The organism is Bradyrhizobium sp. AUGA SZCCT0283 (assembly GCF_018130385.1).
In the GTDB taxonomy this organism is placed as follows: Bacteria; Pseudomonadota; Alphaproteobacteria; order Rhizobiales; family Xanthobacteraceae; genus Bradyrhizobium.
Window position 1 is genome coordinate 1 of the sequence record NZ_JAFCLU010000065.1, and the last position, 12188, is coordinate 12188.

Sequence of the window (12188 nt, forward strand, 5' to 3'; positions counted from 1 at the left end):
ACGGGATCGCATCCCGATCAGCAAACTCTCTTCTCTTCAACAACATAGACAGATGGGTGTTCTGATGCGCGGTTGTAGAAGCCTTCGATGTAGACGAAGATATCGCGTGTGGCCTCTGCCCGTGTCGCATATTGGCGGTGATGGACCAGCTCGGTTTTGAGCGTGTGAAAGAAGCTCTCCATCGGGGCATTGTCGTAGCAGTCTCCCTTGCGGCTCATCGAGGCCCTGAGGCCGGCGGACTGCATCGCCTTGCGATACTCCGCCGAGGCATATTGAACACCCCGATCGGAATGATGGATCAGGCCGGAGCCTGGCCGCTGCGCCGAGATAGCCATCTTCAGTGCTGCCAACGGCAGGTCGGCGCGCAAATGATCCTCCATCGCCCAGCCGACGATCCTGCGGCTGTACAGGTCCATGACGGTGGCCAGATAGAGCCATCCCTGATCGGTCTCGACGTAGGTGATGTCGGCGAGCCAGATCCGGTTCGGTGCGGTGGCAGTGAAGTTCCGCTCGAGCAGGTTCGCTGCGATCGGGAAGTTGTGACGACTGTCGGTGGTCCGTACCCGGCGTGGCCGCGCCATTATGGCCCTGATGCCGTGATGGCGCATCATCGCTCGATGCGGCCACGGCTCGCCCCGCGGCCCTGAGCCTTCAACTCGACATGGATGCGCGGGCTGCCGTAACGCCCGCCGGTGTCGCGATGGACCCGCTTGATGTCGGCAACGAGGTCGCGATTGGCGAGAGATCGCTCGCTCTCCGGGCGTGAGCGCCAGGCATAATAGCCGGCCGGCGAGACGCCGAGCACGTCGCACATGATCGTCACCGGATAGTCGGCGCGGCGATCTTCGATGAAGCGGAATCTCATGTCCGCGTTCCAGCAAAGATCGCGATCGACTTCCTAAGAAACAGCCGGATTGGCGTTCTCCGGAATGGCCTGCAACACGAAGCCAAGCGTCTTGGCCCGGCGCTGAAGGTTCGCGAGGACGCGACTACGGTATTGTTGCTCATAGTGGTCTGCCCCGGGATCCTTGTAGCTCATGCCGTGGCGGAGGGTATTATAAAACAGAACCGCAATCTTGCGAGCGGTCGCCGTCACTGCCTTCGACTTGCCCGCACGTGAGGACAGCCGGCGATAGAATGCTCCGAGCGCCGTATCGCTCCGCCCCACCGTTGTAGCTGCCAACCGCAGAAGTGCGGCTGCCCGACTGGACGATCGCCGTGTGCGCGAGGACAACACCTTGCCGCCAGAGATTTTGTTACCTGGTGCTAGGCAGAGCCAGGACGTGAAGTGCTTGGCGCTGGGCCATGTCCTTAGATCGGTGCCGCACTCACCGACGAGCTTCAATGCCAACGATGGACCCAACCCATGGATCTCAGTCAGATCGACGCCGAGCACGCCGTAAAGGGCGGTCCTGACATCAAAGGTGGGCGCGTTGACCTGTTTGGTCTTGATGCGCGGCTTGGCCAGCCTTCCGACCGGTTTTGCGCCTCTATCGTTTAGTCCCGCGAGCAAGACCTCGAGCTTGCGGTCACAGTCCAACATCTTTGCCTGGTAGATGTCGTAGAGTTTCCAACGATTGAGTCAGCGCGAAGACATGTTCGTGCCGGTCGTTGCCCACCAGCGCCGCTCGGATCGTCTCGATGGATGAATGGCATCGCACGTCCCGATATGTTGCCAAGACGTCAGGGTTCCGCTCGCCTGCAACAATGGCTCGGATGATCCGCATGCCGGTCGCTCCAGTGATATCGGAGACCACATGGTGGAGTTGCAGATTCATCTCCATCAGGGCCTTCTGCATATGCTGGATATGGGCGGCGGCGTATTCCACCAACCGCTCGCGCTGGCGCAGATAAGCGCGCAGCGTTGCGATCTCGGCATCAGGTCGGAAGCTGCCGCGTAACAGGCCATAGGAATGAAGCTCCCGCAACCACGCGGCATCGCTGACATCGGTCTTACGCCCGGGCACGTTCTTAGCGTACCGCGCATTGACCAGAATCACATCAAACCCGCGCTGCTCCAGGATCTCGTAGACGGGAATCCAATAGACCCCAGTGGATTCCATCGCGACGCTCGTCACGCCGCAGGCTTTGAACCAGTCCGCGAGCTCATGCAGGTCTTGCGTGAATGTGCCAAAAGAGCGCACAGGCACGTCGGCGCAAGCGGAGTTAACCGCAGCCATGTGCATCTTTGATCCGATATCGATGGCGGCGGCGCCAACGTTGACCGCCTTCAATTCCGGTCGGCCACCGGTCGTCTTCTTGGGCATAGCAATCCTCCAATCAATGATGAGCAGGAGGGTCTGGGCTATGCCAATCGTCATCGTCCTAATCGGGATCGCCGCCTGGGCGACGTCACCACTCTCAAGCCCGCATACACCCATGGACCATGTTTTTTAACGGGGATTGTGCCTCCAATAATCGAACGGCCGCTACCCCTCCCAACCGCAGAAGCTAGCACAAGGCTGTTTCTACGCCGCACAGGCGCACCACCCTGCTGGACGGTTTTTTAAAATGTCGCGCTCCATACGCAGCCGCTCGTTCTCTCGCTGCAAACGAGCGATCTCTGCCGCGTGGTCCGCCGACGGCAGCGTCGCCTGCGTTGTCGGGCGCCGCGCCGCCGCCGTCGGCTCCCGCCCAGCCCCACGCAATTCCACCCAGCGCCGCAACACGGAATCGCGTAGGCCAAGTTCCTTGGCCACCGACCCGATCGAGCGACCGCTCGAAGCCACGAGATCGACCGCTTGCCGCTTATAGTCGTCCGTAAACGACCGACGTTGACGTCCTTCCATCCAACACCTCCTGGCTCCTTGAGCCTACTACAGGTGTCCATCAATTCGGAGGAGGTTCACGGAGGTGTGCAATCTAGGGTGAGGCTAGGGGCGCCAATGACCATAATGAAAAGCAAGGTCGAGCGGAGCTATTGGAAGAATGTGGCTCTCTCTGCCGTTCCTGACCTGCTGATAGCCTGCGCCGCCATGCGGCTCACGGACGGCGGTGCCGAGGTCCTTTTTGGGGGCGCTCATTGCGCTGCAAGCCGTGTATTTAGCGTTATGGATAAAACGAAGCGTGTGGGGCTGGCTTCTGTTCTGGCTCACCAATCGTTCGATGATGAGCAGCCACATTGAGGAGGTGCTCGCACAACAACGATTTCCAAGGCCGCCTGATTTCATCTCTGGGCCGGATGAGTACTATTCGGGCATAGTTGATGACGAAAGCGTAGAGACCACTATCCGGCTAAAAGCCGCGCAAGAGTTGGGGGACGCTCGCTGGCATCTCAGTCGCCGGACAACATCAACTTGCAATCCAATTGCGAATGGCGACCGAGGACGCAATCCAGCGGTATGCCAAGCGGCCCCCGCCTGCGCCGAAGAAAGACGAGGGTAAGACAGACTAGATAAAGCTTTCACTTCAGAAAGTGGAACTAGATACACTAGCGTGGCTGGCGGACTATGGTTTCCGTCTACTGACCGCGCCGTCAGACACTTGCAGAAGCATTGACCAGCTACCGTATCGCCAAGCAGCTGGCTACGCGTCGCTAATCGACAAATTCGAACGCGAGTCCGTGCCTAATCTCTTGAGCGAAGATGAGGACGACAAGGAGCGCCGCTTTACGAGCCAGCAGAACAGACAACACACGCTTTGGTCCTGCTATCCGAATGAACGGAGAAAGCTGATGCGGCCTAAGATGCTTTTCCCGAGGATCTGGAAATAGATTGTTAGACTAACGCAATCTTCTTAAGCCGCACTTGGTAGCCCATGTTACGCAGCAGCTCCGCCGCGTTAGACAGCCTTTGCTTGCTGAAGAACGGTTGGCTTGGGGGCGAAACTCGGGCCAGCCTTCTGACTGTATGTCAGAACCCCAGACAAGTGTTAAGCGCGTCCGATGGGCTCAAGCCTGGCGCGGGGCTCGCCCTGAACAGCCAGTAGCCGCCAAGGTTGACCCCTGATCCAGATCCGGTCAATTTCGATCGAACGCCATCCGGCAGGCAGGATTATGGGTCCTTTGCACCAGTCTTGAGGATTGTCGGGCCCAGGCTGTATCTTTGGAAGACCCAGTATCAATCCTAACAAGAAGCCGCCGAGATTTGCGAAGAACGGTCCGGCAGGCGGTTGCTCTGGAAATACGTCTTTGCGGTATTCCAGCGTTTGCATAAATCTGCCGGTGCAGAAATCGCCATAGCCTCGGTCCAGCATTTCTAAGGAAAGACGCCTATTGCCTGAACGGGCGGCCCAAACGCCATACAGAGCCGACAACATGGGACTGCCAACGTAGCGTTTGGCGATTTTTAAATAGAACGCAAGGGTCGCTTGCTCTGTCTCGTCATCAAAACCGCCCCTGAGGGGGAAGATGCCCATCAGGGGATCGGGTGTCGCGGCCTTTTCTTCACCTACTCGGAATGCATCGTGTGAAATTACTACTTTACCTCGTTTTGGCACAACCAGCTTGGTTGCGATCTCAAGCCATGCGGGATCAACTGGCCTGTTCAGTCGCTTAGCAGCGGCGATTGCGTCTAGCAAAATGGTTCGTGCCGAAATGTTTGTGAATATCGCGTTGTCGGAGGGCGATTTGCGCTCGGCGATACCCATCGAGGCACGAATCTCATATTTCCCGCGCCGTTTGGTGACCCGGCTCTTGACCCATTCGGCTACGCCCGACAGCACAGGCCACGCCTTATCCCGCAAGAACGCATCGTCGCCGGTTACGTCTGCGCAAAGCGCAAATGCGCGGGCGATATCAAGTGAAGCATGATCTTCGCGCCAAGCTGCCGAACCAGGCATCGGCGCGGCCTCTTCTCCGGAAGATGGCGCACTTTCCCAAGGAAATTGGAGGCCGCGCCGTCCCATTAGACGTGCATTGTTACGCGCGGACTCCAGATTGCGTACGCGGTAGTCTAGGATACCTTGAGCCGCGTGGGGCTGCAGGAAAATCAACGGCGGAACACAAAAAGTCTCGATGTCCCACATCACGTGACCGAAATAGTAATGGTAGTCATGCCAAGTCGCCAAGCCGAACATGGATGTCGAAGCGGGAGATGAGGGGTGGGTAGACGATATCAGATAGTAGAACGCGGCGTCCGCCATGGCTTGCCAGCGCTTCTCGGCGCCGACCAACCGAATTCGGCTCTTCCATAATTCGGCCCAGCAAGCCCGATTGCTTTTCCGAACTGCATCAAAGCCGATGTCGGCCGCCATAGCGATCAGCCTTGCAGCCTGGTAATCTGGTTGATTATGGAGGGCGCTAGGAACCAAACTCACTAGCTGACCAAGTTTATATTGACGCCCGCGGCGAGCCCGCAATGCATACTCGCTCATTAGTCCATCGCCGTCCAATGGCGGGCGTTGCGGCTTTACATCAGCTCCAACTAACTCGGTCGCGTAAGCCAGCCCGCATGTCGAAATCGCTCCGGCGCTTTCCCAAAGCAGCGACCCATCGCTGGAAGGTTTTGCTTCTCCCGGTGTGTCGCGATTGTATCGCAGCGCGCGCCCTTCTATTCCGGACAGATCTATCCTGGCGCGAACTTTAAGGTCCGAGGCGGCATCGACATCGATGGCAATTTCTTGGCAGACCACTGTGGGCTGCTCTCGACTGCAGAATAACATCACGACGATTTTTGCTTGGCGGCCTCCCACCTTAAAATTCAATCGGGTGGTCAATTCGGCGGTCGAAAAATCGTAGGCCTGGTCGATGACGCGAACGCATTGAGGGGCGTCCGACATCCATACTCCCTCTAGGCAGATGTCACCGGCGACCGGATAGGGAGCGAATGCGGCAGCCTCGATCTTTCTTTCTGGATGCTCTCCGGAGAACCCGCTGAGCAGGGCCATGCCAGGAGTCAGTGGATTGTCGCGAACCTTCAGGCCTACGACGCCATTCGACATATAGGCCGGCAACTCGTTGCCCGCGCTTCCGACGACCGGTGGGGGACTAATAGGACCGTCCATGGCAGCTACCTCCACGCAGCGCAACGCGTGGCGAGGTGCGGCGTTCCAGCGTCTTCGAGGGGAGATATTGAGACCACGTCATCAACGTAGGAACGCTAGATTTAACGGCGCGTTGCTGAATCCAAGACAAACAAAGCGTATGAAGCAAGGTTTGACGATGCCAGGAGAAAGCACGAAGTGGTGGCAGACCGGGATCATTTATCAGATCTATCCCCGCTCATTTCAAGACAGCAATCACGACGGCGTAGGGGACCTTCGGGGGATCATACATCGATTGCCCTATCTGACAGAATTGGGCGTCGATGCCATCTGGTTGTCTCCAATTTTTATGTCGCCCATGGCCGACTTCGGTTACGACATAGCAAATTACACCGATGTTGATCCGCTGTTCGGGAATTTGGCCGACTTCGATAGCCTCATAGGCGAAGCCCATCGCCATCAGCTCAAGCTCATTCTAGACCTAGTTCCCAATCACACATCGGACCAACATCCCTGGTTTATTGAAAGCAAAGCATCTCGCAATAGCCCGAAACGCGATTGGTTTATCTGGCGTGATCCGGCTCCAGACGGTGGACCTCCAACTAATTGGCTTTCAGAATTTGGAGGAAGCGCGTGGAAATTCGATCCGCACACTAATCAGTACTATTGCCATACGTTTCTCTCCGCACAGCCTGACTTAAATTGGCGTAATCCTGCCGTTCGCAACGCCATCCACGACGTGATGCGTTTTTGGCTCCGACGCGGCGTCGATGGCTTTCGCGTAGATGCCGTCTGGTATCTTATCAAAGACGACCAGTTTCGCGACAATCCCCTCAATGACGAATTCCGTCCGGGCGGGCTCCCCCGCGATGCACTGATCCCACTTTATACGGCGGATTTACCCGAGGTTCATGATGCGATTAGCGGTATGCGACGAGTTTTAGACGAATTTCCCGATCGGGTTCTGCTTGGTGAAATCTATCTCCCAATCGAGCGGCTCGTCGCGTACTACGGCCGGGATCTAAAGGGCGTTCACTTTCCCTATAACTTTGCACTCCTTACTGCCAAATGGGAAGCCCGCTCGCTCGCACGTCTGATCGATGAGTATGAGGCCGCTCTGCCGTCGGGAGGATGGCCGAATTGGGTTCTGGGCAATCACGACCGACCGCGGCTCGCAACCCGAGTTGGGACGGACCAGGTGCGCGTCGCTGCAATGCTTCTGATGACATTGCGCGGAACGCCGACCCTCTACTACGGTGACGAGATCGGCTTGCAGCAGGCAGCTATTTTGCCGGAACAGGTTCGGGACCCGTTCGAACAAAACGTTCCAGGCATCGGCGTTGGTCGCGACGGATGCCGCACGCCGATGCAATGGGATGCCACGAATTCGGCCGGGTTCTCGGACGCTGACCCCTGGCTGCCGGTGTCCAACAACTTTCGTGAAGAAAATGTGGACGTTTTCCGCAAGGATAAAGGATCGCTCTATTGGCTGTATCGTCGGCTGATCGAATTCCGGCGCAAACACGTTGCTCTCACAGAGGGATCGTACAAGCCTTTGAAGGCCAGCGGCGATCTTCTGCTTTTCTGTCGTGAGCTACGGGACGAGCGATTGTTGATAGCCCTGAACATGGGACCTGAGCCTATCGCGGTCTCATTTCCTGATAAAAGATTGTCTGGGCGCGTCCTTCTATCTTCGTTTTTAGACCGCGAGGGGGAAGAGGTGTTGGCCAGTATCGCTTTACGCGGCAACGAAGGGTTGCTCATGAAAATGGATGTCGGAAGCGCTCGATAATAGGAACATCAAGCAACATTGAACGTTGGGTGCGTTGCCGGACATCAGGCGTTTTAGCTCAAGGTGAAACGAAGATGAGGATCGCTCAGATTGCGCCGCTTATGGAGAGCGTGCCCCCAAAGCTCTACGGAGGGACTGAGCGGATCGTCTCCTACCTTACCGAAGAATTGGTCAAACTAGGTCATGATGTTACGTTATTCGCCAGCGGCGATTCTGTAACCTCGGCGAAACTCGTAAGCTGCGTTCCAAAAGCTCTGCGGCTGGACCCTAAAGTCTGTGATGTCATTCCCTACTATATGCTCATGCTCGACCGGGTGCGGAGCCAATCGCAACAATTCGATATCCTTCATTTCCATATAGACTATTTGCACTTCCCACTGTTCCGGGACATGTCCTCGCGAGTCCTGACCACTCTTCACGGCCGGCAGGACCTCCCTGACAACAAGCCGATTTACATTGGTTTTGATGAAATGCGTTTGATCTCCATTTCGGATAGCCAACGAACACCGATTTCAATCGCAAACTTCGCCAAAACGATTTACCACGGGCTACCTGGAACTGATCTTAAGCTAACCCTTCGTCCCCAAGGGGGCTATCTTGCGTTTCTTGGTCGCATTGCTCCCGAGAAGGGTCCAGAAACCGCCATTCAGATCTCACGATCCGCCGGTATCCCACTTAAAATAGCCGCGAAAATCGATCGGGTGGACGAACAATACTTTCGCGAACGAATCGCTCCATTGCTGGATCAACCGGGCATCGAATTCATTGGGGAAATCAACGAACATCAGAAGGCCGAATTTTTAGGTCAAGCCTTCGGTTTGCTGTTTCCGATTGATTGGCCGGAGCCTTTTGGCTTGGTGATGATAGAGGCAATGGCATGCGGCACGCCGGTTCTCGCTTTTGATCGAGGCTCGGTGTCGGAGATCATCGAGGACGGCAAGACGGGTATCGTGGTCCAGTCGAAGGACGAGGCGATCAAAAAGTTACCCCATCTTCTGACTTTGAACCGACGGAGAATTCGGCACGAGTTTGAGCGGCGTTATTCGGCTCAACGAATGGCCTTTGATCACATTGGACTGTATCAAGAGCTGCTAAAGGGCGAGCGCGAGCGTTTAGTTCAAAGCGCTTTTCAAAGTGGTGCTCCCGAAAACGCTCAACAAGTTGATCAGCCGACGTCTACCATTCAATGACGACGCGGCCAAAGCCGCCGTGGCTTTCGACGCTGTTCGTTCACGTCTATGTTTTCAATAGTCGCCGCAACGATGGGTCGAGTGTGAAAAGTCGTGGCTGTCCGTTCTGAATCAGCATCGCTGCCGTCTCACGGGCATCTGCGTCGGTAATGTGCTGCGCGGCTGCTTCCCTTATGCGGCCCTGAGCCGCAGGAACATCCAGCGAACAGCTGCGTTAGCCGCTTCAATAAGGAGGCGCCACCATGAGTATTCCAAAACCGACCCGACCGATAACACGAAGAAAGATCCCGACGAGTGGGTCTTGGGCGATGACCCGATGACTGGTGCACAGGCCTCGTATTTGAAAACCCTGTGCGAGCAGGCCGGGACCTCCGAGCTATACGATGACGACTTAACGAAAGCCGAAGCATCGAAGTTGATCGACGAGGTGCGCGAAAAGGCTTACGTCAAATAGGAGCGTATCATGGAAGAGCCGATGATGACCGAGGCCCAGCGGGACGAATTGAAAACGCTCTGCCAAAAGGCCAACGTGCCAGATAAATCAGGCGAGATGCTCACTCAGGAAGGCGCACAGCATTTTATCGATGATCTAAAGAAGCAAATGGTTGAGCGAAATAGCTAAGGATAAACCGCGTTTTCTAGCGGCGTTTCGTCAATGATAGGCGCCAGGGGATTTTGCAGGCTGGCTACTCCGGTCTGACAAGCCTCATGACTTGCCGCTCAAGGCGATCCCGATGAGCAACGTATTCCTCTTGTACGTCTTCGAGAGTTTCAAGGAAAAGGATGGCGTCGAGAGGGTTTTGTCCCCGTCGCTCTAATCGATCGACAATGTTGCGCTGGTCCACCAAGCGTTCCTCCCCTTATGCAACGTACTCGCGCGCTTTAACCAGCAATTCTAACGTCTCATAAACTCATGCTCGGCTCCGTCGAGGAGTGTGAATGGAACTCCACACGTATTTAGGTGTTCCTGTGAGTCAAAATAAGGAGGATTCGATGGCTAAGAAGGCAAGGAAGTCGGCACGGGGACGCAAGCAGGATCGCGCACGCCGGCGGACAGGATTACGAAGTTCGGTACACCGCGAAGAAGACCCGCAAGTCGGCATCTGCCGTGAAGAAGGCGCTAAGGAAAGTCGGCAGCAGCCGAAAGCGCGTCGTGAAGGCTCTAGATGTGGAGCCTCAAGAGGTTGTCCTCGGTTAGACCGAGTCGGCTGATAGGTATTTGAGATTTTATACCGCCGTGAGGCCGATGCCAGTTATATTGATGCAGCCAGATCGGGAGTTCGTCGGCGCGACGGTCGGATGTGGGGTAGGCTTGGGCGTAAGCCCATTCCCGGAGCGCCGTCTGGATGAAGCGCTCGGCCTTGCCGTTGGTTTTCGGCGTGTAGGGCTTGGTGCGGATGTGCTTGATGCCCAGTTCCTTGCAAGCATCGCGAAAGGCGAAAGCTTTGTAGCAGCTGCCGTTGTCGGTCATGACGCGGTTATAATAAGCCACAGCCGCCTTGAGAAAGGGAACGGCGCTATCGGCCTTCTCGTCGGGCTTGATCTCGGAGAAGGCGACGCGAGAATGATCGTCGATGCAGACGTGGACGAACTCCCAGCCGACGCCGCGGCTGTTGCTCTGGCCAGCGCGATCGCCGGTGATGCGATGGCCGATTCTGTCGAAACGTCCGAGCTTTTTGATATCGATGTGGATCATCTCGCCGGGCGTGGCGCGCTCATAGCGACGCGCCGGCTCGGCCGGCTCCAGGTCGCGTATTCGGTTTAATCCCAACCGCCGCAGAATGCGGCTGACGGTGGCCGGGGAGACGCCAGTTTCCGCGGCTATCTGCTTGCCGGTGTGGCGCTGACGGCGCAACGCCTCGATGACCGTGCACGTGGCGGGCGCTGTTTGGCTCGGCAATGAATGAGGTCTTGAGGAACGGTCGCGCAACCCATCCACACCTTCCGCGCGGAACCGCTTAACCCATTTGGCAACCGTCTTGGGTGTCGTATTGAACTGATAGGCTGCATCGGCCTGGCTCAGTCCGCCTTCCACCACACTGCGCACCATGGCCTCTCGACCTTTGGGCGTCAGAGGCGCATTCTTATGGCTGTTCATCTGGTCTCTCCGTGGAACACTGAAGCTTCGCAACCTCAGCTTCCTCGGTTCGGACCAGATGGACAACCTCCTGAAAGACCACATCTAGACGCCGCGTCTCCGCTGCCACCAGCTGGACATCCATAGCCCGTGCGAGCCGGGCTGTGATCTCATCTTGCATGTCGAACGGGTCTGCCCGTGGCTTGTCAAATCGCTCGGCCCAGAGGTGTGCGCCTGATTCTGTGTCGATGAGTTTTGCGTTCACGCGCAGGCGATCGGTCCCGCTCTGGACGCTGCCTTCCAGCACGTAGCGAACTCCAAGTTCGCGGCCAATCTGTCGAGCATCCACAATTTTGCCCTTGAATGCGAAAGCCGTCTTGCACGAAATAACGAAATAATCGGGAAGGCGAGATATGTCCGTAGTAAGATTTTCTGTAATCGCATCGACGAAGTCGTCCTGCTGCTTCTCGCCACTAAGATTGGCGAAGGGCAGCACAACAATGGAAAGACGAGGTGGCGGACGAATGGTCGACCCAATGCCATCAGCCCGTGTCGCCGAGTTGCGTCCGTCCTGGACCGCCGCATAGACCCGGACCGGGCAAGCAATATTTTTGAGGTTTTGCTCGCCCAGATCGGCGAACTCAACGCCAACCTTGCCCCTGATATGGTCGTAAGCCGAAGACGACATGCAGATGCCGCCCGGTTCTGCGATGCTCTCAAGCCGCGCCGCAATGTTTACGCCGTCGCCAAAGACGTCATGCGGCTCGACAATGACGTCGCCGACATTGATGCCCACACGGAAAGCAAGGCGTTTGTTTTCCGTGTCGCCAACCGCTAGGTGGTTGACGCGGGCTTGAAACTCCGCAGCAGCCCGGACCGCTTGAACCGCGCTCGGAAACTCCGCCAAGAATCCGTCCCCGGTGTTCTTCACAATGCGGCCGCCGTGGTCGGCGATTGCCGGGTGAACAGCCTCCGTTAGAAGGGAAGTCAGTCTGGCGTGTGTATCCTCTTCGTCGCGATGCATCAGCCGCGAATAGCCAGCTACGTCGGCGGCCAATATAGCCGCCAACCTGCGCTCAACCCGGACTGGCCGCTCCTGCACCATAGCCGCAATCCAACCAGGCGCAATTCTAGAGCGCTTTCCACTTGATGCGGGTCATTGTCCATAGCCAGCATGCCGAAAGTAATTGACGCACTGCTGTGGCGC

At 56.8% G+C, this 12188-nt stretch carries 9 protein-coding genes and 4 pseudogenes; 6 read left to right on the forward strand and 7 right to left on the reverse strand.

From position 1 onward, the window contains the following. Positions 1–17: 17 nt before the first annotated feature. The 4 genes and pseudogenes from JQ624_RS37215 to JQ624_RS37230 all read right to left on the reverse strand — a co-directional run. Positions 18–611 (reverse strand): IS3 family transposase, encoded by a 594-nt coding sequence (locus JQ624_RS37215; RefSeq protein WP_212423842.1) that lies wholly within the window; start codon positions 609–611, stop codon positions 18–20. Then, positions 608–865, reverse strand: coding sequence for an IS3 family transposase (locus JQ624_RS39875; protein ID WP_212423843.1), 258 nt, complete (start codon positions 863–865; stop codon positions 608–610). The genes JQ624_RS37215 and JQ624_RS39875 overlap by 4 nt, the downstream gene beginning before the upstream one ends. Positions 866–898: 33 nt before the next feature. Next, positions 899–2267: pseudogene (locus tag JQ624_RS37225) on the reverse strand (IS110 family transposase). A 225-nt stretch (positions 2268–2492) separates the two neighbouring features. Further along, positions 2493–2789, reverse strand: a pseudogene (locus JQ624_RS37230) (transposase); the annotation flags it as partial. A gap of 96 nt (positions 2790–2885) precedes the next feature. Between JQ624_RS37230 and JQ624_RS37235 the strand changes: the two are divergent. Next, on the forward strand, positions 2886–3125 hold the full coding sequence (locus tag JQ624_RS37235; protein ID WP_212423845.1) for a hypothetical protein: 240 nt from the start codon (positions 2886–2888) through the stop codon (positions 3123–3125). A gap of 745 nt (positions 3126–3870) precedes the next feature. Here JQ624_RS37235 and JQ624_RS37240 read toward each other — a convergent pair. Continuing rightward, a complete protein-coding gene (locus tag JQ624_RS37240) occupies positions 3871–5880 on the reverse strand; it encodes a glycoside hydrolase family 65 protein (protein WP_212423846.1) in 2010 nt (669 codons plus the stop codon). A gap of 220 nt (positions 5881–6100) precedes the next feature. Here JQ624_RS37240 and JQ624_RS37245 point away from each other — a divergent pair, with 220 nt between their 5' ends. From JQ624_RS37245 to JQ624_RS37265, 5 genes and pseudogenes are all read left to right on the forward strand, one after another. Further along, entirely contained in the window at positions 6101–7714 is a 1614-nt protein-coding gene (locus JQ624_RS37245; RefSeq protein WP_212423851.1) for an alpha-amylase family glycosyl hydrolase, read from the forward strand. A gap of 74 nt (positions 7715–7788) precedes the next feature. Next, on the forward strand, positions 7789–8904 hold the full coding sequence (locus tag JQ624_RS37250; protein WP_212423847.1) for a glycosyltransferase family 4 protein: 1116 nt from the start codon (positions 7789–7791) through the stop codon (positions 8902–8904). Positions 8905–9130: 226 nt separating this feature from the next. Continuing rightward, a complete protein-coding gene (locus JQ624_RS39115) occupies positions 9131–9358 on the forward strand; it encodes a DUF3072 domain-containing protein (RefSeq protein ID WP_312014567.1) in 228 nt (75 codons plus the stop codon). Positions 9359–9367: 9 nt separating this feature from the next. Continuing rightward, the gene (locus tag JQ624_RS37260; protein WP_212423848.1) at positions 9368–9526 is read left to right on the forward strand and encodes a DUF3072 domain-containing protein; all 159 of its coding nucleotides are present in this window, start codon (positions 9368–9370) and stop codon (positions 9524–9526) included. A 371-nt stretch (positions 9527–9897) separates the two neighbouring features. Then, positions 9898–10102: pseudogene (locus JQ624_RS37265) on the forward strand (DUF3606 domain-containing protein). On the opposite strand, the gene JQ624_RS37270 reads toward JQ624_RS37265, so the two are convergent. Both JQ624_RS37270 and JQ624_RS37275 read right to left on the reverse strand, forming a co-directional pair. Beyond that, positions 10067–11002, reverse strand: coding sequence for an IS481 family transposase (locus tag JQ624_RS37270; protein ID WP_212423849.1), 936 nt, complete (start codon positions 11000–11002; stop codon positions 10067–10069). The pseudogene JQ624_RS37265 and the gene JQ624_RS37270 overlap by 36 nt on opposite strands. Before the next feature lie 82 nt (positions 11003–11084). Then, positions 11085–12086 (reverse strand): annotated as a pseudogene (locus JQ624_RS37275) (adenylate/guanylate cyclase domain-containing protein); the annotation flags it as partial. Between the last annotated feature and the right edge of the window lie 102 nt (positions 12087–12188).

Excerpts from the sequence above, each read along its gene's own strand:
- JQ624_RS37215 (WP_212423842.1), bottom strand. The coding sequence starts at position 611 with ATGATGCGCCATCACGGCATCAGGGCCATAATGGCGCGGCCACGCCGG.
- JQ624_RS39875 (WP_212423843.1), bottom strand. The coding sequence starts at position 865 with ATGAGATTCCGCTTCATCGAAGATCGCCGCGCCGACTATCCGGTGACG.
- JQ624_RS37235 (WP_212423845.1), top strand. The coding sequence starts at position 2,886 with ATGACCATAATGAAAAGCAAGGTCGAGCGGAGCTATTGGAAGAATGTG.
- JQ624_RS37240 (WP_212423846.1), bottom strand. The coding sequence starts at position 5,880 with ATGTCGAATGGCGTCGTAGGCCTGAAGGTTCGCGACAATCCACTGACT.
- JQ624_RS37245 (WP_212423851.1), top strand. The coding sequence starts at position 6,101 with ATGCCAGGAGAAAGCACGAAGTGGTGGCAGACCGGGATCATTTATCAG.
- JQ624_RS37250 (WP_212423847.1), top strand. The coding sequence starts at position 7,789 with ATGAGGATCGCTCAGATTGCGCCGCTTATGGAGAGCGTGCCCCCAAAG.
- JQ624_RS37260 (WP_212423848.1), top strand. The coding sequence starts at position 9,368 with ATGGAAGAGCCGATGATGACCGAGGCCCAGCGGGACGAATTGAAAACG.
- JQ624_RS37270 (WP_212423849.1), bottom strand. The coding sequence starts at position 11,002 with ATGAACAGCCATAAGAATGCGCCTCTGACGCCCAAAGGTCGAGAGGCC.